Genomic DNA, 20,143 nt, shown 5'->3' with positions numbered 1-20,143 from the left:
CCTGTTTCCGCCGGAAGTTCGTGCCTAGTCATCGCTGTCTTTCCCGCCCCTGCCCTGCCGCGCACCGCCTTGAGCCAACCGTCCGGCCCGCCGGCATGAAACCGCAGCCGTGTTACGTGACGGCTACGCGGGATTCTCGCGCACGGTGCGGTGCGATCACTCAAGTATGTGGTCACCGAGTGGCCGACGTCACGTTTCCGAGGAAAAAACGTGGTCACTGCTCAAGGTTGTTTCACAAGTCGGCGCGCCGACGAGGCGTCAGAAACTCACCACGATTCCCGTGTGCACGCGCTTGCCGCGGCGTACGAGCGCGGCCGGCTTCGCGACGAGCCAGAACTGCCAGGTGTATTTGCGGGCGAGGAACTTGTTCACCTGGGCGGCATCCTCGCCTTCGAGCAGCCGGGCGGTGCCCTCGGCGGTCGCGGCGCCCGGCGCGGTGCGCCCGCGCGCGTCGCACGCCGTGACGACGACACGGCTGTTGTTACGGAGCCGCTTGACCTTCCAGGAGTCGCTGCGGGTCCAGATGTAGAGCAGACCGCCGTCCACGGCGTGCCAGACCGGGGTGTCCACTCCCGTGCCGTCCTTCCGGTACGTGGTGAGGCTGACGTAGCGGCTTCGGCGGAGCGCGTCGAGAGTCATGCCCACGAGCCTACGCAGCACCACCGGACGGACGGATTCCGGGATGACGGTCGGGGATTGGGGGATCGGGGGACGGACGGATTCGCGGGATCAGGCCGGCATCGGCGAGCAGGCCGTCACGATCTCGTCCATCGACAGCCCCAGCGCCCCGGCCAGCGCCGCGACCGTGAAGAAGGCGGGTGTGGGGGCGCGGCCGGTCTCGATCTTGCGCAGCGTCTCGGGCGAGAGCCCGGAGACGGCGGCGATCTCGACCATGCTGCGCGGACCGCGCGCCTCGCGGAGCAGGCGGCCGAGCCGCTCGCCCCGCTCGCGCTCTTCCGGGGTCAGTGGGGTGCGTACCATGGCGTCATTGTAATACCGCTACCGACCGGTATAGTTATTGGAATGGTAGAGATCAAAACGGACGCTTCGCTGGACGCCATGCGCGCCGCGGGCCGGATCGTCGCACAGGCGCTCACCGCGGTACGGGAGTCGGTTGCCGTCGGCGTGACCCTGCGCGAGCTGGACAGCACCGCCCGCGCGGTGCTGAGCGAGGCGGGCGCCGGGTCGCCATTCCTGGACTACCGCCCCGACTGGGCGCCGGTCCCCTTCCCCGCCGTCGTCTGCGCGTCGGTCAACGACACGATCGTGCACGGCATCCCCGACGACTACGCGCTGCGCGACGGCGACCTCGTCAGCATCGACTGCGGAGCCTCGTCGGGCGGCTGGGTCGGCGACTCGGCGATCAGCTTCACCGTGGGCCGGGCGCGCCCCGCCGACACCCGGCTCGTCGACACCGCCTTCGAGGCGCTGGACGCGGGCATCGCGGCGGCCGTCGTCGGCAACCGCGTCGGTGACATCGCCCACGCGATCGGCCGCGTCTGCCGTACGGCCGGCTACGGCATCCCGGACGGCTTCGGCGGCCACGGTGTGGGCCGCACGATGCACGAGGACCCGGGCGTCCCCAACGAGGGCAGGCCCGGCAGGGGCGTGCCGCTGCGCCACGGCATGGTGCTCGCGATCGAGCCGATGCTGATCGCCGGCGGCACGGACGACCACTACACGGCGCGTGACGGCTGGTCGATCCGTACGACCGACGGCAGCCGCGCGGCCCACGCGGAGCACACGGTGGCGATCACCGACGAGGGCCCAAGGATCCTGACACTGCTGTAGGTCCGTGACCGGGCCGTCCCCGGTCGCCGGAGGGGCTCATGAGCCGTCCGGCGACCGGGGAAAGGCGGGTCAGGGCCGGTTCGCCGGGTGGACCACCATCGCGGAGCCGCCGCCCCTGCGGTCCTTCTCCGCCGCCGCCACCCAGCGGCCGTCGGGCAGCCGCTGGACGCCCGTCGCGGCGCCGATCTCCGGGTTCTTGGTGAACGCGTGCCCCAGTGCTTCGAGTTGGCCGCGCAGCGGGCTGTCGTAGAGACCCGGCTCCAGCTCCGTCGTCGCGGAGTTGCGCTGGCTGGCGCGGGGCGCGGCGATCGCGTCCACCAGCGGCAGACCCCGGTCCAGATGACCGGTGAGCGTCTGGAGGACGGTCGTGATGATGGTCGCGCCGCCGGGTGAGCCCAGCGCCACGAGCGGCCGGTCACGGTCGTCGAGCACGATCGTCGGGGAGATGGACGACCTCGGCCGCTTGCCGGGGCCGGGCAGGTTCGGGTCGTGGACGGCCGCGTTCGCCGCGGCGAACGAGAAGTCCGTCAGCTCGTTGTTGAGGAGGAAGCCCCGGCCCGGCACGGTGATGCCGCTGCCGCCGGTCGACTCGATGGTCAGCGTGTAGGCGACGACGTTGCCCCACTTGTCGGCGGCCGTCAGATGGGTGGTGTTCTCCCCCTCGTACGTCGTCGGCGCCGCCGTACCGCCCGGCGCGCACGCCACCGGGTTTGCCGGGTCGCCCGGCGCGAGCGGGCTCTTGAGGGCCACGTCGTCCTTGATGAGGCACTCGCGCGAGTCCGCGAAGGGCTGCGACAGCAGGCCCTTGGTGGGGACGTCCTCGAAGGCCGGGTCGCCGAGCCAGCGCCCCCGGTCGGCGAAGGCGATCCGGCTCGCCTCGATGAAGCGGTGCAGATACTGCTTCTGCGAGGCCCGCCTCAGGTCGGTGTTCTCCAGGATGTTGAGCGCCTCACCGACGCTCGTGCCGCCGGAGGACGACGGCGCCATACCGTAGACGTCGAGCCCTCGGTAGGAAATCTTCGTCGGCGCCTGCCGCTTCGTCCGGTACGCGGCCAGGTCGCCGGTCGTCAGATCGCCCGGCCGCACGTTGCGGGTGGCGTCCGGGTCGACGGGCGGGTTGCGGACGGTGCGCACGATGTCGCGGGCGAGGTCGCCCCGGTAGAGCGCGTCGGTGCCGCGCCTGCCCAGTTCCGCGTACGTACGGGCCAGGTCGGGGTTCTTGAACACCGAACCGGTCACGGGCAGTTGACCGCCGGGCAGGAACAGTTCGGCCGAGGCGGGGAAGTCGGCGAACCGGGCCTGGTTCGACGCGGTCTGGGAGCGGAACGTCTCGTCGACGGTGAAGCCGTCCTTCGCCAGCCGCTCGGCGGGCGCCAGCAACTGCCGCAGCGGCCTGCTGCCCCAGGAGTCGAGCGCCCGCTCCCAGGTGGCCGGGGTGCCCGGCGTACCGACGCCGAGTCCGCTCGTCATGCCCTCGGCGAAGGGGATCGGCTTGCCGTCCTCCTGGAAGAGGGTGGCGTCGGCGGACCTGGGCGCGGTCTCGCGGCCGTCGACGGTGTGGACGGAGCGGGACGCGGCGTCGTAGTAGACGAAGTAGCCGCCACCGCCGATACCGGCCGAGTAGGGCTCGGTGACACCGAGCGCGGCGGCGGTGGCCACCGCCGCGTCCACGGCGTTGCCGCCGCGCCGCAGCACCTCGATGCCCGCCGCGGACGCGTCCTTGTCGACGCTCGACACGGCTCCGCCGTAGCCGACGGCGAAGGGCGTCTTGGCGGGAGTACCGGTCGGCGGTTTCGCCGACGCCTTCGTAGGAGGCGCCGCGGCGCCCACCGAGAGCATGGCGGCGGCGAGAGCCACGACCGAGACGTTGCGTGCGGTGCGTGAGGCGGGGCGGGGCATCTGTACCTCCGGTGGACGTCCGTCCGCGGAGCGTAACTTCACCGCTCGCGCCCCGCCAGAACCATTGGTGCTACGACATGAAGGGTTCACCGGGGAGGTCCGCCGGCCGGTTCGTCCTCGATCTCCTTCACGGGCCGCGTCCGCGGCCCGTGAACCCCGTGCGCCGTGTCCGGGACGGCGTCGTCCCGCTAACATGCGCGCCCATGACAGACGACGTACGCAATATCGTTCTCGGGGTGCTCGCCACCGGCATCAGCGCCGCCCTCGGCTGGATGGCCCGGACCTATCTGTGGCGCCGCAAGCTGCGCAGGAAGCAGGCGTTCTTCGGGTTGCCCGGCAACTCCGAGTGCCTGCTGGTCGTCAACCGGGAGGCGGGCGGCGACGGCGCCGTCCACCGTCATGACGTCTTCGCGCTGCTGGAGATGTCCGCGCTGATCAAGGACTGCGGCGCGCACGCGCAGATAGTCCAGCACGACTCCGCGCAACAGGGGTTCGGGGAGCGTACGGAGTTCTGTCTGGGCGGTCCGGCGTCGAACCGCCGGATGGCCGCCCATCTGTCCTCACTGCTGCCCGGCGTGAAGATCAACACGGATCCGGATCCGGGTCCGGACCGCGGGGCCTTCCAGATAGGCAGCGAGCGCTACCGCGCGGAGCCGGGGGTCGCGGAGTACGTCATCCTGGCGCGCCTGACCGCCGGTCAGGAGTCCCGGCCGGTCTTCCTCTTCTGCGGGCAGCGGGCCATCACCAACCAGGCGGCCTCGCGCTATCTGGCCAGGCACCACGAGAAGCTGTCGCGGAAGCACGGCCGCGACTCGTTCTGTCTGCTGCTGAAGGTCGTCAACTCGCAGGCGTACGGTCCCGATGTGGTCGAGCTGGTCTCGGACGTCACCAGGGCGGCGCAGGAGCCCGCCCCTGTCGTACGCACCTCGCACCGGGCAGCCGGCTGAGGCGCGGCCCGGTGCGGGACGGGTGCGAAATGGAGGCGAATTGGATGCGACATGGGTGCGGGAATCGATGGGGGACAAGAGCGACACCCTCGTCGTACGTGGCGACGACGCGGGCCCGCTCCATGTCGAGCACGGCCCTCCCGGCGCACAGCTGACCTTCTCCCCGTCCACGCCCGACCCGTGGTGCCGGTCGGTCCCGTGGCGCGAGAAGTGATCTCCGGCTGCTGCCAGAGGGTCCCCCCGCGAGTGGCGGGAGGCGGGCCGTGTCCCTTGAGCTACCGCACCTCGGGCGGCGGCGGGACCATCCCCGCGAGCGCGGGGCACGGCGGACGCGTACGGACTCCCGGGTGGCACCCGAGACCGGCGCGGCATCCGTGGTCTCTGCTGTCGAGACCACCGTCACCATGGGGATGAACGACAAATCGTAGTCCAGATTCGGCGCGATGAGCTCGTCCGCGCATCCGAACTCCCTGACCGGGGGATCCGTTCGGCCGTGTGCGGGTGGGTCGTGAGATCGACCGCGGCTCCCGCCGCGGACTGCCCGTCGGACCGTGGTCGACGGCCATGCGCTGCCCTCCCCGTTCTCGGCGATGTCGAGGTCAGCGCAAACTATCCAGCCTGACAAGGGACTTCACACCCGACACGCATAAATCGGGCATAAGCCGTATTAACGCCCAAGGGGTGGAGTTGCGCTCACGCCTCGGCCGCCTCCGCGTACACCTGCGACAGTTCGGGGGCGCCGTTGACGGCCCAGTCCAGACCGGCTTCCACGACCTGGATCTCCCGGCCGGAGACGAGCCGTACGACGGGGTGACCACCGGGCCAGATGTGCCACGCCGCCCCTTCGACCGTACGCACGATGACCGTACCGAGGTACAGCCCCGCGTCGTTGCCGAGCCAGGGCAGCTCCTCCGGGTCGTCGCGCCAGTGCGGCGGCAGCTGGTCCAGAGCCTCCAAGGAAGCCGGGGAATCGTCCAGTTCGAGACCGGACCGCCCTGCCCGGACACGCAGGAGCTCACACTCGGAGAGCAGCTCGGCCACGCCTTCCGCGTCGCCGCCCACGACGGATGCCAACGACTCCCCCTCATCAGCACCGTTGCGTTTGCGCCAGTTGTCCAAGAAAGGGATGTTCATACCACTCAGCCTGCCATTTCCCCGTACCCGCGCACCTCAGGGCACGCGGGCGGTATCAGAGGCAGAATGCCCAGGGCCAGACCCGACGATGCCGGCCCGGCCCCCGGAACATCAGAGGTCGAGATCGACGACGACCGGAGCATGGTCCGAAGCACCCTTGCCCTTGCGCTCTTCACGGTCGACATAACTGTCCTTGACGGCGGCGGTGAAGGGCCCGTTGCCGTAGACGAGGTCGATCCGCATACCCCGGTTCTTCGGGAACCGGAGTTCGCGGTAGTCCCAGAAAGTGTACGGCTGGTCGTACTTGAGCGGTCGCGGCATCACATCCGTCAGACCGCCGTCACGGAGAGCGGCGAGAGCGGCACGCTCGTCGGGGGTGACATGGGTGGCGCCCTCGAAGAGCGCCGGGTCCCACACGTCCTGATCGGTCGGCGCGACGTTGAAGTCGCCGAGGACGGCGAACGGCCGCTGCCCCGCGCTGTCCTCGGCGACGGCCGCGCGCAGCGCCTCCAGCCAGCGCAGCTTGTACGCGTAGTGATCATGCGCGACCTCGCGGCCGTTGGGCACGTAGACCGACCAGACCCGGACGCCACCGCAGGTCGCGGAGATCGCGCGGGGCTCCTCGACGCCCTCGTACTCCGGCCCGCCGGGCAGGCCCTTGACGGTGTCGTCGAGACCGACACGCGAGATCAGCGCGACTCCGTTCCACCTGCCGGTCGCGTTGACCGCGGACTCGTAACCCAGCTCGCGCAAGGCGTCGGCGGGGAACTGCTCCAGGGTGCTCTTGGTCTCCTGGACGCACAGCACGTCCGTGCCCGTGCTCTCCAGCCACGCCAGCAGACGCGGCAGCCGGGCAGTGATCGAATTGACGTTCCAGGTGGCGATGCGCATGGACGACAGCCTATCCGCGAGGTCCGACAGTGACCGTTCCGGCGATCACCGGGGCGGCGCCACAGGTCGCCGGCCTCACAGTTCGGTGGCCTCACCGGGCGCCAGCCTGGCGTGGCCGGAGCCCCCGAGGCGCCCGACATGGCCGTCGTACAGGGGCAGCGCCAGATCGGTGAGCAGCGCGTCGTGGATGTCGAAGGTGCGCCGCGGCTTGACCTCGCGTACGTAGTCGATCACTTCGGAGATCTTGTTCCACGGCGCGTGCACCGGGACCATCAGCGTCTCGACGGGACGGTCGGGAACGGTGAAGGCGTCGCCGGGATGGAAGAGCGAACCGTCCACCAGATAACCGACGTTGGTGACCCGCGGCAGATCGGGGTGGATCACCGCGTGGAGTTCGCCGTGCACCTGTACGTCGAAGCCCGCCGCGGCGAACGTGTCGCCGTGCCCCACGGTGTGCACACGCCCCGGAAAGGCCGCCGAGAGCTGCTCGGCGACGCTGCGCAGGGTCCAGATCTCGGTGGCCGGGTCCGCTTCGAGAGCGGTCCGCAGCCTGCCCTCGTCGAAGTGGTCGGGGTGCTCGTGCGTGATGAGGACGGCGTCGGCGCCGAGCGCCGCGTCCTCCTCACTGAAGACGCCGGGGTCGACGACGAGCGTGCGCCCCTCCTTCTCCAGCCGGACACAGGCGTGGGACTTCTTGGTGAGCTTCACCGTGACCACCTCGTGTTGCGGATTCCTGGACGGCGTTCCGTTACAACCACCGGTATCGCGTATCCCATGGTCGACACGCACCACCACGAGGGCAAACGGGAGTGGTGCGACCAGGGCCTGTCGTTTGGATCAGGCCGGATCAGGGAGCGGGGTCTGGTGCGTGCGACCGCAAGGCGCAGGAGGGCGCCATGCCGACCGACGACAACGCGGCGGGCGTGCGTGCCAGGGACCGCGAGCCCGGCAAGATCCGAACGACAGACCCTAGCCCTCGGGAGTGGTCTCCTCCTGGACGACCGCGCCGACGACGCGGAACGCCGCTGTAGCCGCCGGGAAACCGCAGTAGACGGCCGCCTGGATCAGCACTTCCTTGATCTCGGCCGGGGTCAGCCCGTTGCGCAGCGCCGCCCTGGTCTCGACGGCGAGTTCGTCGAGGTGCCCGCCCGCGACGAGTACCGTCAGCGAGACACAGCTGCGGCTGCGGCGGTCCAGCCCCTCCCTGTTCCACACCTCGCCCCAGGCGTAGCGGGTGAGGAGCTCCTGGAAGTCGCCGGCGAAGTCGTCCGTACCGGCCATGACCCGGTCGACGTGGGCGTCACCGACGACCTCCCTGCGGACCCGCATGCCCGTCTCGTACTGATCCGGGCGCACTGCCGCCACAGCCTGCGGCTGCTCGGCGGAGGCGATCTCGGCGACGGGGGCGGTCATCGGCGACAGGGTCGGCGGGCCGGCGGGCGTCCCCGGGCCCGGGTAGGTGGCCCAGTCGGGCAGCACCGTCAGGCCGGTCGAGGTGTCGGAGGGGTTCTGCCAGGCGGTGGAGAAATGGCGCACGAGCAGGTCCGTGACGGCGGCGGGCTGCTCGACGGGCGCCAGGTGCGAGGCTCCCGGCACCAGCGCGAGCCGCGCGTCCGGTATCCCGGCGACCAGCGTGCGGGCCTCGGCGGGGCCGGTGACCTTGTCCTCGGCGCCGACCAGGACGAGGGTCGGCACACCTATCCGGCCCAGCTCCGCCCGTACGTCGAAGGCCGCCAGGGCCTCGCACGCGGCCATGTAGCAGCCCGGGTCGGTCGTGCGGACCATCTGGACAGCCCACTCCACGATCGCGGGCTGCGCGGCGGCGAAACCGGCCGTGAACCAGCGTTCGGGCGCCGAGCGGGCCATCGGGTCGAGTCCGTTCGTACGGACGATGACGCCGCGCTGGCGGAACTCGTCCGCCGTCCCGAACCGCGGGGACGAGGCCACCAGGGCGAGTGACGCGACCCGGTCCGGGCGGCGCAGCGCCAGCTCCGCGCCGATCGCGCCGCCGATGGAGCAGCCGACGTAACCGAAGCGCTGCACGCCGAGACCGTCGAGCGTGGCGAGCAGCCGGTCCGCCAGCTCGGGCACGCCGGTGGCGGGGTGCGCGGGCGCGCCGCCGTGACCGGGCAGGTCGAAACGGAGTACGCGCCAGTGTTTCGCCAGCTCGGGCGTCTGCCTGTCCCACATGTGCCAGGTCGTACCGAGAGAGGGACCCAAGATCAGGGTCGGTGCGTCTTCTGGCCCGTCGACGCGGTATTGCAAGGTCTTCGTGGTCGTCTCGCTCACCCGCTCACGCTCCCACACCCCTCGATCGCGGACGGGAGGGGGGCGGAGAGACTCGCGGGACCTCCCCAACCACCGCCACGCCGAACGGAGATCCTCCACACGGCCTGCCGGTCGCGCGGGTCGCGGCGGCCCGGCGCCGCGCACCGCGACAGCCTCCTCGCGGCCGACCGACCGGTGTCCGGCGACTCGGAACGCCGGCTCCGGAACACCGGGAGAGCATTCGCGGCCGATGTGATTCGGCAATTTCCATTCATCGATTCCGGGTTCACCCACGCCGGTTGTGACCGCCGCGAGTTGTTGGCAAGTCGGCGCCAAGTCGCGGAACAGTGCCGACCAAGCTCCGTGGCCGAACCTTCGCTGTATGGAGCGCCACAGTCGGGGGACGCCGCCCCATTGATTCCCACGGCGCATGTGTACCGCCGTCGCCTCGATGAGCAATCCGTTCGCGATTCGACGTGCCGTTCCCGGGGCTTTCCGCGACCGGGCGGTCATGGCACGCGACTCATCACCGAGCCCAGGCATCCAGACAGGAGCATGGCATGAGATCACCGAATGCACCGCGTTCGGCCCCGATTCCGTGGCCCGCGGAAGTTGACCCGGATCACGTCCGCCAGGCCACATCCGGACTGATCGCACATGTCAGCGGCAGGGTCGATTCCGGCGGCGCGATACGCGAGGAATGCCGGAGCCGGGTACTGGAGACGGCGCTCGCGCTGACGCTGATGACACGTACCGGTGTGAACTCACCGGCTCGGGACAGCGCGCTCGCCTTCCTCAAGGCGCACCTCGACACTCCGCAGGAGTTCGACCGCGTCCTCGCCACGCTCGCCGTCGCGCGGGCCGCCGACCGGGCGTCCGCCGGTGACGCCGACCTGATCGACAAGCTGACCGACGCCCTGCTCGGCGCCGCACCGGAGTTCATCTCCGCCCGCCGTCGCCGGATGCTGTACGCCGTGCTGTCGGTGCTCGGGTGCCCGCTGCCGCCCGGCGTCGTACCGGCGGCCGACGAGAGGGCGCCCACCGACCCCATCCACTCCTGGGCGGCCGTCCAGCAGGCTTCGGTGACGCTGATCCTCGCCTCCGCCACGGGGGTCAGCAACGGGGCCGGCGACGCCGCGCTGCGCACGCTGAGCAGCATCCGGCCGGCGGCGAAGGTCTGGGAGGGGTACGTCCTGCTGGACCTGCTGTCGCTGCACGCGCTCGCCGGCGTTCCGGGGCAGGAGACGACGGTGCGCGTCGGCCTGGAGACACTGCTGCGGCACCAGCGCGCGGACGGCGGCTTCCCGTTCGTGCTGGAGATGCGGAACTGGTGCACGTCGACGGCCGCGATAGCGCTGACCGCGGCCGGAGCCGGACCGGACGTGCCCATGGCCATGGCGAAGATGCTCGCCTCCCATCAGGTCGACGACTCGCGGCGCTCCCTGTGCCGTTCCCTCTCCCGTGGTGCCACGCTCAGCGGCGGCTGGTCCATCGGCCCCGATGTGGCGCAGAACGATGTCGACTGCACCTCGTGCATCCTGGAACTCCTCCAGGAGATCGATCCGGTCGCCTTCGGCGGCACCGTGCGGCGCGGCGTGGACGCGCTGCTGGCCGTCCAGGGCGCCGACGGCGGCTTCCCGACGTACGTCGCCGGCGCCACCTCCGAGCCGTGCATGACGGCCGCGGCCGTCAACGCGCTCGCCCCGCATCCCTCCACCGCACCCGCGCGGGAGCGCGCCCTGGCGTTCCTCGCCGACAGCCAGTTGCCCGACGGCGGTTTCGAGCCGGGGTGGAGCCGCAGCCGCCTGCACACGATGTTCCGCGCGCGTCTCGCCGCGTGCACCGCGGACCCGCGCGACCGCCGTACGGCCGGTGTGGCCGAGCGGATCGAGCGCTCGGTGTACGAAACGCAGAACAACGACGGCGGCTGGGGCATGCAGCCCGGTGATCCCAGCGACGACATCAGCACGGCCTACGGGCTGATCACGCTGTGCTACGGGGCCGAGGCCCGCCCCGTCGGGCGCGCCCTGTCCTGGCTGCTGGCACGGCAGCAGGCGGACGGCGGCTACGGCGGCCCGCCCGACATGGTCGGCCCCCGTCCGTTCTCCTACCATCTGCCCGTCCTCACCGACATTCCCGTGCTCCTGGCCTTCGGCCACGTCCGTTCCCGGGTCCAGGGCGCGGCGGCCCGGCTCCAGGGGGTGGCTTGAGCGCGCCGCCAAGTAGGCGCCAACTCGCGCCACAGTGGGGGCCAAGGTGCGGAGCCAGACTGGGAAACGTCGAGCGCCGGGACCGCCACGGCGATGTTCCTCGTGCACCGGCGGCCGACCGGCCCGATCGAACCAGACATCCAAGACCGACATGTGGGGGATTCAATGTCCGGAGCCGCTGACGTCGAACGCGTCTACTCGGCCATGGAGAGAGCCGCTGGGCTGCTAGACCTGACCTGCGCACGAGAGAAGATCCTGCCGATCCTGACCGCGTACAAGGAGGCACTCGCCGATTCGGTGATCGTCTTCTCGATGTCCGGCGGCGACCACTCCGCGGAGCTCGACTTCAGCTTCACGATCCCTTCGGGGGACGTCGATCCGTACGCCTTCGGTCCGTCGACGGGCATCCCGACGGAGACGGACCATCCCATCGCCTCCTTGCTCTCGGACACCGGGGAGCGGTGCCCCGTCGCCATGTACGGCGTCGACGGCGAGGTCTCCGGCGGCTTCAAGAAGACCTACGCGGCCTTCCCCATCAACGACTTGCTGGATCTGTCGAAGCTCGTCGCCGTACCGTCCATGCCGCCGGCCGTCGCGGAGAACGCCGAACTCTTCGCCCGGTACGGTCTGGACAAGGTGCAGGGAATTTCGATCGACTACCAGCGCAAACAGGTGAATCTGTACTGCGGTGACATTCCCGCGGACTCCCTCGAACCGGAGACGGTCCGGTCGATGCTCCGCGAGATGGGGCTGCGGGAGCCGAGCGAGGAGGGGCTGGAATTCGTGAAGAAGTCGTTCGCGGTCTATCCGACCCTCAGCTGGGATTCGTCGAGGATCGAGCGGATCTGCTTCGCCGTGATAAGCACGGATCCGACGCTGGCACCCACCCGGGTCGAATCGGATGTCGCCCTGTTCTCGAAGTACGCGAACAACGCGCCGTACGCGTACGCCGGAGAGAGTCGTACGCTCATTTACGGTCTCGCTGTTTCGCCCACCAAGGAATACATCAAGCTCGGCTCGTACTACCAGATCAGCGATCACCAGCGGAAGTTGGTGAAGGCGTTCGACGCTCTGGAGGACTAGAGCGGCGCCGGGCACAGGACGCAGGGGACGCGCACCACTCGCGGGAGCGAGGGTGCGCGTCCCCTGCGTCCTGTGCCTCAGCTGTCGAGCACGCCCCGCAGCGCGTCGGCGAACAGCCGGGGCCCGTCGACGGTCAGCACCGACTCGGCGTGGAACTGGAAGGAGGCGAAGTGCGGACCGCGGAGCATGTCCACCTCTCCGGTGTCCGGGTCCCCGCTGACCCGTACCGGTCCCACCCCCGGCACATCGCGGTGGCCGGTGCGGCTGACGGCGGCGAAGGTGTTGTAGTAGCCGACCCGTTCGGGCCGGCCGAAGAGGTCGATGGAGCGCTGCACGCCCTGGTTGGGCTCGGCCCGCCGCGACAGGTCGAAGCCGAGCCTGCGGCTGAGCACCTGGTGGCTCAGGCAGACCGCCAGGAAGGGGATACGGTCGGCCAGCAGCCTCTCCACGGCCGCGTCCAGCGCCGCGATCTTCGGATCGTCGACGGCGAGGGGGTCACCCGGGCCGGGCCCCATGATGACGAGGTCGTACCCGTCGAGGGCGTACGGCTGGTCGTAGCGCAGCACCTCCGCGGTGGGCCCGAGTGCTTCCAGCTGCTGCACCATCATGGCGGTGAACGCGTCCTCGGCGTCGACCACCAGGATCTTCAGCCCCTCCAGCTCGGGCACGCTCAGCGGCCGGGAGGCCGTGGACGCCAGCCAGAAGTCGGCGATGCCGGTGTTACGGGCGCGCAGGGCGTCCCGTACCACCGGATGATCCGCGAAGCGGCGGGCGACGACGGGGGCCGGCCCCGCGAGCGGATCCGAACCGGGACCCGCGCCCAGGGCGTCGAGCAGCCCGGCCGCCTTGGCCCGGGTCTCCGCCGCTTCCGCCGCCGGCGACGAATGGCGCACCAAGGTCGCTCCGACGGCGAGTGACAGACGACCGTCTCGAGCGATGTCGGCGGTGCGGATCAGTATGGCCGAGTCCATCGAACGCCCGCCCGACGGCTCGTCGCTGATCAGCGCGGCGACTCCGCTGTAGTAGCCGCGCCCCCCGGGCTCGTGGCGGGCGATGACCCGGGCCGCGCTCTCCACCGGACCGCCCATGACGGTCGGCGCGAACAGGGTCTCGCGCAGGATCTCCCGTACGTCCCGGCGGGTACGTCCCTCGATGAAGTACTCGGTGTGGGCGAGCCGCGCCATCTCCTTGAGGGCGGGGCCGGTGAGCCGGCCGCCGTCCTCGCAGATCCGGGACATCGTCTTCAGCTCCTCGTCGAGCACCATGTACAGCTCGTCGGTCTCCTTGCGGTCACCGAGGAACGCGGTGAGGCCGTCCAGGGTCGATCCGCCGGGCGGGTAGCGGTAGGTGCCGCTGATGGGGTTCATCACGGCGTGGCCCTCACGCACCGAGATGTGGCGCTCCGGGGTGGCCCCGACGAACGTCCGGCCGTTCACATGGATGACGAACGTCCAGTAGGCGCTGGGCTCCAGCGCGACGAGCCGCCGGAAGACGGCCAGCGCGGTGTGCGCCGAATCGCCGCCGAGGTCGGCCAGGAGCGTGCGCTTGATGACGAAGTTGGCGCCCTCGCCGGTGCCGATCTCCTCGGCCACGACGCGCCTCACCACCTCGGCGTACTCGTCGTCGGACAGGTCGAAGCGCTGCCCGGAGAGGGCGACCGGGGTGCCGGGCAGCCGGGTCAGGGTCTGCGCCAACGGCAGGACGGCCTGCTCCGTGACGGTGAGGGCGATGAGGGGCGCCCCGTCGTCCGGGGCGGCGAAACCCCGTTCGGCGAGCTGCCGGTAGGGCACCAGAACCAGCGCGCCGTGTGTCGTGGCGGCCGGCGGGCGCATGGGATCCGGCAGCGGCAGCCGGTCCAGCGAGGCGGGGTGCGTGACGTCGCCCAGCAGGAGGTCGACCGTGCCCGGGGTGCCCGTCTCCGGCCGGTGCAGCAGAGCGAAGTCGGGCGGTGTGGGTCCGGCCAGCACCCGGTCGAGCAGACCGGGTTCGCCCCGCCCGGCCGGTACGCCGGTGGTGCCGGGGTCCGGGACCCGCCGCTCGCCGTGACGGGCGTTCATCCGAACACCTCCGCGCTCGGGACGACCATGCCGCACCGCTGGGCCACGAACTCCAGGGCGGTACGGTGCCGTTCGGCGCAGAAGTCGGCGACGGCGTCGGCGGCCAGGAACACCTGGATGTCGTGGCTGTACGCGTCGATCGCGGTGGCCAGTACGCCGATGTGGGCATAGACGCCGCACAGCACGAGCTGGTCCCGGTTCGCGGCCCGCATCCTCTCCAGCAGGTCGGACCGGAAGAAGGCACTGTAACGCCGCTTGACCAGCAGCCAGTCGCCGTCGGCGGGGGCGAGTTCCGGCACGACCTCCCGGTCCCCGGCGGCGGTGAGCATGCCCGGGCCCCAGAAGTCCCGGAGCAGTCCGCGCTCCTGCTGTGTCATCCCGCCGGGCTGCGCCGAGTAGGCGACCGGGACGCCGAGTTCGGCGGACCGTTTGCGTAACAGCACGGCGTTGTCGATGAGTTGGGAGCGCAGTGGCTCGGGCACCGGGCGGAGGAAGAAGCGCTGCATGTCGTGGACCACCAGCGCCGCGCGCTCGGGGTCCGGTTTCCAGCCGGCCACGTTGGCCGGCAGGCTGTCCGCCGTCGGCAGGACGTACGGGGCGATGACAGGTATGCCAAGCACCGGTCGGCTCCTTTCGAGCAGGGGGCTTCAAAGGCGGTGGGGGGAACGGGATGCGGAGGGGAACGGGCGGCGCCGTGCGGGCACTTCGGGGCGTCCGGCACCACGGCGGTGTCGCTCAGAGCGTCTTGGTCCACGCCGAGACGAGGTGCAGTGCCTGGCCCGGATTGAGCCGGGGGTCGCAGAAGCTGGTGTGCCTCTCGCCCACCGTGCCGAGCCCCGAGACATCGGCGGCGCACTCGGTGACGTCGTCCGGGGTCACTTCCAGGTGCAGGCCGCCGTTGACGCCGTCGGCCGCCGCCATGGCGTCACCGAAGCCGTGCACCTCGGCGGTCATCGCGTCCAGCAGCCGGGTCTTGTATCCGCCGGGACTGGTGATGGTGTTGCCGTGCATGGGGTCGCAGAGCCAGACCGCGGGGTGTCCGCCCGCCCGTACGGCCGCCACCAGCGGGGGCAGTCGGCTCGACACGAATCCGGTGCCCATGCGTGCGATCAGGACGAGCCGGCCGGGCAGCCGCAGCGGATCGAGCCGGGCGGCGAGCGCCGTGATGTCCTCGGTCGTGGTGCCCGGACCGACCTTGCAGGCGACCGGGTTGACGATGCCGGCGAGCATGCGGACATGGACGCCGTCCGGCCGGCGCGTCCGCTCACCGATCCACGGCAGGTGCGCCGAGCCGAGGTACAGCCCGCCGTCGTCGACGGGCCTGAGCATCGGTGCCTCGAAGTCGAAGAGCAGCGCCTCGTGGCTCGTCCACACGTGTTCGGCGTCCGGGCGGCCGGCGTTGACGGCGGCCAGCTCCCGCACCACATCCTGGGCGGCCCGGTAGCAGCGGAGGATGCCCCGCGGGTCCGGTCGCCGGTGTTCGGGGTCCGGCTCCGGCCGGTTGACCATGTGACCGCGGAAGACGGGGAGGGTGATGCCGCCCACCTCCTCCACCGGTTTGGAGCGGGGTTTGGCGAACTGGCCGGCCAGCCGTCCGACCCGGAGGACCGGTGCCCCGGTGACCGCGGCCACGGTGTCGGCGAGCACGTCCAGCAGGGCGGTCTTGCGCCGGACGTGGTACGGCGTCGACTCCGCCGGGTCCTCGGCGCAGTCGCCGGCCTGGAGGAGATGCGCCCCGCCCGTGGCCACGTCGGCCAGCAGGCGCCGCAGCCGTGCCGCGCCGTCGGCGGTGACCAGGGGCGGAGAGGCGGCGAGGGTCTCCCGTACCCGTCGTACCGGGCCGGCGTCCTCCCACCGGGGCTGCTGGAGAGCTGGTGAAGCGAGGATGTCCTGGACTTCGGTACGCACGTTCTCCCCCTGCGTGGTCGAGGATCTACGGTCGGACGGCGGGCATCAGGTCGGGATGCCCTCCCGGCGGACCGCCGGGACCTCGATGCCCAGCGCCCGGAACTGCTGGCAGGGGTTCATGAATTCGCGCTGCTGCTTGATCTTGCCGTTCTCGAACAGGAACGAGTGCAGGAAGTGGTTGCGGTAGTGACCGTCCGGATAGCCCGGGAACAGGATCTGGCCCTCGCCGTCGCACTCCACCCAGAACCGGTCGGGGTCCTGCGTGTCGAAGATCTCGACGTTGATCCACTTCCAGTCCGGGAAGCACTTCAGCGACCAGACGGCGTGCTCGCCGAGGGTGTCCCGGCCACTGATGACGATGGGTTCGCCGGTCTCGGTGGTCCACAGACCGCCGGTGCCGTCCTCCGTGAACAGCTGGTGACGCTCGAGGCGATCCTGGCCACGGGTGTTCATGTACCGCGCGACGACCGCGCGGTTGTGCTCGCGTACCTGTGTGTCGTCGGACATGAGCCGCCTCACTTTCCACTGCTGGAGGGGTGGGACCGATGCCGTGCCGAACCGCTTGTCGGAAAGCGGTGCGGGTGACCGGCCCATGAGGCCGGCCCGGCTGCGTTCCACCCTGTGTCAGTGGACTTGTGAAGCTCTTGGCGAGGAGCCGGACCCGTACGGTCCGCCACGGCCGGCGGGCCACACACGGACGGTGGCCCCCCACGCACGGCTGATCGCGTGCGTGGGGGCCACCGTCAGTAAGCCGGGTCGGTCACCTGCCCCCGACGGCGGGTTCGAGGTCGCGCTTGTCCTCGTCCAGCGGCGGGGGGACGTCCTGACGCCTGAACAGCGCGCTGGGCCACCACATCCAGCGGTCCGCGTCCAGCGTCAGCGCGGTGACCAGCACCGAGCGGACGATCATGGTGTCCAGCAGTACGCCGAACGCCACCGCGAAACCGAGTTCGGCCGCGAACACCAGCGGCAGCGAGGCCATCGCCGCGAAGGTGCCGGCCAGCACCAGACCCGCCGAGGTGATCACACCCCCGGTGGTGGACAGACCGATCAGCGCGCCGCGCCGGGTGCCCTGCTCCAGTGCCACCTCGCGTACCCGGGTGACCAGGAAGATGTTGTAGTCGATGCCGAGTGCGACCAGGAACACGAAGGTCAGCAGCGGGAAGTTGGCGTCCGTCCCGGCGAAGTTGAACACGTGCTCGAACACCAGGTTGCTCACCCCGATGGCGGCCGCGAACGACAGCACCACCGTCGCCATGAGCAGCAGCGGTGCGACGATCGCCCGCAGCAGCAGCGCGAGGATCAGGAACACCACGACCAGCACGATCGGGATGATCAGCTTGGAGTCGTGGGCGGCCGCTTCCCGGGTGTCGAGCATGATCGCCGTGTTGCCGCCGACCTGGGCGTCCGCGCCGTCGACGTCGTGGACCGCGCTTCTGGCCCGCTCGACGGTATTCATGGCGCTCGTGCTGGTGGGAGAGTCCTCCAGCTCCCCGAGAATCATTGCCTCGTCGCCCTTGACCACCGGCTCCGAGACGCCGGCGACCCCTGGGACGGCGGCCAGGGCGGTGCTCACCTGCCCGGCCGACGACGCCTTGGCCACGACATAGACGGGGTCGCCCGCTCCGGCGGGGAAGTGCTTGTTCTTGATCTCCTCGCCGACCACCATCTGCGGCTTGTTCGTGAACTGGTCCTTGTTGGAGAGCCCGTCGGACTTGAGCCCGAACGCCCCGATCGCCATGACGCCGAGGGCGAGGGCGGTGCCGATCCACACGACGCGGGGCCGGCCGGAGACGGCGTTGCCGACCCGTGTCCAGATGCCCTCCTTGGTCGCCGCGGCGGATCCGTACACCGGCTTCACCGGCCAGAAGACCCACCGGTCGCAGATGACCAGCAGCGCCGGCATCAGGGTGACCATGGCGAGCAGTCCGACAAGGATGCCGACGGCGCTGGCCGGTCCGAGCCCCTGGGTGGAGTTGAGAGTGGCCAGCATCAGCAGCATCAGGCTGACCGCGACGGTCGCGGCGCTGGCGACGATCGCGGGACCGGAGCGGTGCAGGGCCACCGCCATCGCCTCGTGCCGGTCCTCGTGCCTGCGCAGTTCCTCCCGGTACCGGGAGGTGAGCAGCAGCGCGTAGTCGGTGGCGGCGCCGAACACCAGCACGGTCAGGATGAAGCTGGTCTGCGTGTTGACGACGAGTCCGGCGTGCTTGGCCAGTAGATAGATCACCGCCTCCGAGGTCATCAGGGCGCCGCCGGCGGTCAGCAGGGGGAGCAGGGGCAGGATCGGGCTGCGGTAGGTGAGCAGCAGGATCACGACCACGACCGCCGCGGTGATCGCTGTCAGACCACCTCCGCCGCCGAAGGCGTCGATCGAGTCGGAGGCGTAGCCGGCGGGTCCGGTGACATGGAACCCGAGCCCGTCCGCGTCCGCCTTGCCGACGTCGGTCATGTCTTTGACGACCTTGTTGATCCCGTCCCAGCCGCTCTTGTCCTTCTGGACCTGGACGACGGTCTGGATGGCCTTGCCGTCCTCGGACTTCAAGGGACCCTGGGGCTCGCCGACCACCTTCTCGACGCCCTGGAAGGCTTCGACGTCGGCCTGGGCCTTGGCCATGTCGGCGGCGGTGACGCCGTCCTGCCGGTCGTAGATGACGAGCGCCAGCACGGTGTCGGTGGGCTGGAACTTCTCGGCCCGCTCGACGACGGCGGTCGACTCCGCGTCACCCGGCAGCCAGGCCGAGTTGTCGTTCTCCTGCACGTCGCCGAGCTTCCCGGCCAGCAGGACGGCGGGAATCAGCAAGACGACCCAGAGGGCGAGGACAACCCATTTCGCCCTCCTGCCACTGGGTAGGGACGCCAGTTTTCGCAACATGTGAGTTCCTCGGTTGTCAGTCGACGTAAGAGAGTTTGTCGGGATTGGCGATGGCGTAGATGCCGCACACCTGGTCGCCCTCCGGCGTGAGATCCACGACGACGACGGCGTAGGGGGCGTCGCCGGCGAGCAGCAGGACGGCCGGGTCGCCGTTGACGCTGCGGAAGGCGATGCTGAGGGCCTTGCCGGAGCTGGGGGCGACGACGGCGAGCAGGCGGGCGACGGAGTCGCGGCCGCGGATCGGCCGGAGGCCGACCGCACCCTGGGCCTTGCCTCCGCCGTCGCTCCACATGACCACGTCCGGCGCGAGGATCTCCAGGAGTGCGTCCAGGTCGCCGCCGAGCGCGGCGGCCAGGAAGCGTTCGGTCACCTGCTGCCGGACATGCGGCGCGGGCTTGTAGCGGGGGCGGCGGGCGTGGACGTGCTCGCGGGCGCGGTGGGCGAGCTGGCGGACCGCGGCGGGGTTGCGGCCGAGCATCTCCGCGATCTCGGTGTGGGCGTAGCCGAACACCTCGTGCAGGACGAACACCCCGCGCTCCAGCGGGGTGAGGGTCTGCAGGATCACCATCAGCGCCATCGACACCGACTCGGCGCGCAGCGCCACATCGGCGGCGTCGTCCGCGACGGGAGTGTCGGGCAGGGAGCTGACCAGCGGTTCGGGCAGCCATGGGCCGGTGTAGGTCTCACGGCGGCGGCTGATCGCGGCCTGGTGGGCGAGGGCCCGGTTCACCGCGATGCGCACCAGGTAGGCACGCGGGCTGTCGATCGGCTCCGCGTCGGGTGCCCGGTTCCTGTTCGTCCAGGACAGCCAGGTCTCCTGCAGGACGTCCTCGGTGTCGGCGATGCCGCCGAGCATGTTGTAGACGAGGGAGAACAGCAGCTCGCGGTGCTCGTTGAACACCTGTGTCGCGGCGTTCGCCACCGGATCCGAAGCCGCCGGCCCGGGGCCGTCGTCGGAGACGGCCGGCTGTGAGCCTGGCGGGGGGTGATGCGTCATGAAGCCTCCCGTCGCGGTTGCGTTCGGACCTGAGAGCTGTCCGGGCGGCCGGAGTGTGACATCCATTCCAAAAATGTGATCCA

The 20,143-nt window shown here is 70.6% G+C and carries 18 protein-coding genes; 5 read left to right on the top strand and 13 right to left on the bottom strand.

The genetic code is table 11. The annotated features are described in order from the left end of the window. Window positions 1-258: 258 nt before the first annotated feature. Both SSPS47_RS28865 and SSPS47_RS28860 read right to left on the bottom strand, forming a co-directional pair. Window positions 259-639 (bottom strand): PPOX class F420-dependent oxidoreductase, encoded by a 381-nt coding sequence (locus tag SSPS47_RS28865; protein ID WP_164253500.1) that lies wholly within the window; start codon window positions 637-639, stop codon window positions 259-261. 90 nt (window positions 640-729) lie between these two features. Further along, entirely contained in the window at window positions 730-981 is a 252-nt protein-coding gene (locus SSPS47_RS28860) for a helix-turn-helix transcriptional regulator (protein WP_147874928.1), read from the bottom strand. A gap of 42 nt (window positions 982-1,023) precedes the next feature. Here SSPS47_RS28860 and map point away from each other — a divergent pair, with 42 nt between their 5' ends. Next, window positions 1,024-1,791 carry a type I methionyl aminopeptidase gene (gene map, locus SSPS47_RS28855; RefSeq protein WP_164253499.1) on the top strand — a complete coding sequence of 256 codons (768 nt, stop codon included), beginning with the start codon at window positions 1,024-1,026 and terminating at the stop codon, window positions 1,789-1,791. Window positions 1,792-1,860: 69 nt separating this feature from the next. On the opposite strand, the gene ggt is transcribed toward map, so the two are convergent. Continuing rightward, complete coding sequence (gene ggt / locus SSPS47_RS28850) at window positions 1,861-3,690, bottom strand: gamma-glutamyltransferase (protein WP_164253498.1); 1,830 nt, start codon at window positions 3,688-3,690, stop codon at window positions 1,861-1,863. Window positions 3,691-3,893: 203 nt separating this feature from the next. On the opposite strand from ggt, the gene SSPS47_RS28845 reads away from it, so the two are divergent. Next, window positions 3,894-4,637: a hypothetical protein gene (locus SSPS47_RS28845; protein ID WP_147874931.1), complete on the top strand. Its 744-nt coding sequence runs from the start codon at window positions 3,894-3,896 to the stop codon at window positions 4,635-4,637. Window positions 4,638-4,677: 40 nt separating this feature from the next. Beyond that, window positions 4,678-4,851, top strand: coding sequence for a hypothetical protein (locus SSPS47_RS28840; RefSeq protein ID WP_164253497.1), 174 nt, complete (start codon window positions 4,678-4,680; stop codon window positions 4,849-4,851). A gap of 479 nt (window positions 4,852-5,330) precedes the next feature. Here SSPS47_RS28840 and SSPS47_RS28835 read toward each other — a convergent pair whose 3' ends face one another. From SSPS47_RS28835 to SSPS47_RS28820, 4 genes are all read right to left on the bottom strand, one after another. After that, window positions 5,331-5,771, bottom strand: coding sequence for a DUF6278 family protein (locus tag SSPS47_RS28835; RefSeq protein ID WP_164253496.1), 441 nt, complete (start codon window positions 5,769-5,771; stop codon window positions 5,331-5,333). 111 nt (window positions 5,772-5,882) lie between these two features. Continuing rightward, window positions 5,883-6,662: an exodeoxyribonuclease III gene (locus tag SSPS47_RS28830; protein ID WP_147874933.1), complete on the bottom strand. Its 780-nt coding sequence runs from the start codon at window positions 6,660-6,662 to the stop codon at window positions 5,883-5,885. Window positions 6,663-6,737: 75 nt separating this feature from the next. After that, entirely contained in the window at window positions 6,738-7,370 is a 633-nt protein-coding gene (locus tag SSPS47_RS28825) for an MBL fold metallo-hydrolase (protein WP_147874934.1), read from the bottom strand. A gap of 261 nt (window positions 7,371-7,631) precedes the next feature. Then, window positions 7,632-8,951: an alpha/beta fold hydrolase gene (locus SSPS47_RS28820; RefSeq protein ID WP_164253495.1), complete on the bottom strand. Its 1,320-nt coding sequence runs from the start codon at window positions 8,949-8,951 to the stop codon at window positions 7,632-7,634. 539 nt (window positions 8,952-9,490) lie between these two features. On the opposite strand from SSPS47_RS28820, the gene SSPS47_RS28815 reads away from it, so the two are divergent. Both SSPS47_RS28815 and SSPS47_RS28810 read left to right on the top strand, forming a co-directional pair. Then, window positions 9,491-11,140 (top strand): prenyltransferase/squalene oxidase repeat-containing protein, encoded by a 1,650-nt coding sequence (locus SSPS47_RS28815; protein ID WP_164253494.1) that lies wholly within the window; start codon window positions 9,491-9,493, stop codon window positions 11,138-11,140. A 165-nt stretch (window positions 11,141-11,305) separates the two neighbouring features. Further along, window positions 11,306-12,223 carry an aromatic prenyltransferase gene (locus SSPS47_RS28810; protein ID WP_164253493.1) on the top strand — a complete coding sequence of 306 codons (918 nt, stop codon included), beginning with the start codon at window positions 11,306-11,308 and terminating at the stop codon, window positions 12,221-12,223. Window positions 12,224-12,300: 77 nt separating this feature from the next. Here the strand turns inward: SSPS47_RS28810 and SSPS47_RS28805 are convergent, their stop codons facing one another. From SSPS47_RS28805 to sigJ, 6 genes are all read right to left on the bottom strand, one after another. Then, window positions 12,301-14,280, bottom strand: a complete 1,980-nt coding sequence (locus SSPS47_RS28805; RefSeq protein WP_164253492.1) for an anthranilate synthase family protein — start codon at window positions 14,278-14,280, stop codon at window positions 12,301-12,303. After that, window positions 14,277-14,900 carry an isochorismatase family protein gene (locus tag SSPS47_RS28800; RefSeq protein ID WP_164253491.1) on the bottom strand — a complete coding sequence of 208 codons (624 nt, stop codon included), beginning with the start codon at window positions 14,898-14,900 and terminating at the stop codon, window positions 14,277-14,279. Before SSPS47_RS28800 ends, SSPS47_RS28805 begins: the two co-directional genes overlap by 4 nt. 115 nt (window positions 14,901-15,015) lie before the next feature. Then, a complete protein-coding gene (locus tag SSPS47_RS28795; protein WP_164253490.1) occupies window positions 15,016-16,188 on the bottom strand; it encodes a 3-deoxy-7-phosphoheptulonate synthase in 1,173 nt (390 codons plus the stop codon). A 45-nt stretch (window positions 16,189-16,233) separates the two neighbouring features. After that, entirely contained in the window at window positions 16,234-16,695 is a 462-nt protein-coding gene (locus SSPS47_RS28790) for a PhzA/PhzB family protein (RefSeq protein ID WP_164253489.1), read from the bottom strand. Window positions 16,696-16,948: 253 nt separating this feature from the next. Further along, entirely contained in the window at window positions 16,949-19,063 is a 2,115-nt protein-coding gene (locus tag SSPS47_RS28785; protein WP_164253488.1) for an MMPL family transporter, read from the bottom strand. Window positions 19,064-19,079: 16 nt separating this feature from the next. Continuing rightward, the gene (sigJ, locus tag SSPS47_RS28780; RefSeq protein WP_147874943.1) at window positions 19,080-20,060 is read right to left on the bottom strand and encodes an RNA polymerase sigma factor SigJ; all 981 of its coding nucleotides are present in this window, start codon (window positions 20,058-20,060) and stop codon (window positions 19,080-19,082) included. Window positions 20,061-20,143: the final 83 nt, after the last annotated feature.

The sequence above is a fragment of the Streptomyces sp. S4.7 genome, from assembly GCF_010384365.1.
Taxonomy (GTDB): domain Bacteria; phylum Actinomycetota; class Actinomycetes; order Streptomycetales; family Streptomycetaceae; genus Streptomyces.
This window is presented reverse-complemented; position numbering and strand designations above follow the sequence as displayed.

What these genes read in the sequence shown, in the direction of transcription:
- SSPS47_RS28865 (WP_164253500.1), bottom strand. Translation starts at nt 639, where the DNA reads ATGACTCTCGACGCGCTCCGCCGAAGCCGCTACGTCAGCCTCACCACG.
- SSPS47_RS28860 (WP_147874928.1), bottom strand. Translation starts at nt 981, where the DNA reads ATGGTACGCACCCCACTGACCCCGGAAGAGCGCGAGCGGGGCGAGCGG.
- map (WP_164253499.1), top strand. Translation starts at nt 1,024, where the DNA reads ATGGTAGAGATCAAAACGGACGCTTCGCTGGACGCCATGCGCGCCGCG.
- ggt (WP_164253498.1), bottom strand. Translation starts at nt 3,690, where the DNA reads ATGCCCCGCCCCGCCTCACGCACCGCACGCAACGTCTCGGTCGTGGCT.
- SSPS47_RS28845 (WP_147874931.1), top strand. Translation starts at nt 3,894, where the DNA reads ATGACAGACGACGTACGCAATATCGTTCTCGGGGTGCTCGCCACCGGC.
- SSPS47_RS28835 (WP_164253496.1), bottom strand. Translation starts at nt 5,771, where the DNA reads ATGAACATCCCTTTCTTGGACAACTGGCGCAAACGCAACGGTGCTGAT.
- SSPS47_RS28830 (WP_147874933.1), bottom strand. Translation starts at nt 6,662, where the DNA reads ATGCGCATCGCCACCTGGAACGTCAATTCGATCACTGCCCGGCTGCCG.
- SSPS47_RS28815 (WP_164253494.1), top strand. Translation starts at nt 9,491, where the DNA reads ATGAGATCACCGAATGCACCGCGTTCGGCCCCGATTCCGTGGCCCGCG.
- SSPS47_RS28810 (WP_164253493.1), top strand. Translation starts at nt 11,306, where the DNA reads ATGTCCGGAGCCGCTGACGTCGAACGCGTCTACTCGGCCATGGAGAGA.
- SSPS47_RS28805 (WP_164253492.1), bottom strand. Translation starts at nt 14,280, where the DNA reads ATGAACGCCCGTCACGGCGAGCGGCGGGTCCCGGACCCCGGCACCACC.
- SSPS47_RS28790 (WP_164253489.1), bottom strand. Translation starts at nt 16,695, where the DNA reads ATGTCCGACGACACACAGGTACGCGAGCACAACCGCGCGGTCGTCGCG.
- SSPS47_RS28785 (WP_164253488.1), bottom strand. Translation starts at nt 19,063, where the DNA reads ATGTTGCGAAAACTGGCGTCCCTACCCAGTGGCAGGAGGGCGAAATGG.
- sigJ (WP_147874943.1), bottom strand. Translation starts at nt 20,060, where the DNA reads ATGACGCATCACCCCCCGCCAGGCTCACAGCCGGCCGTCTCCGACGAC.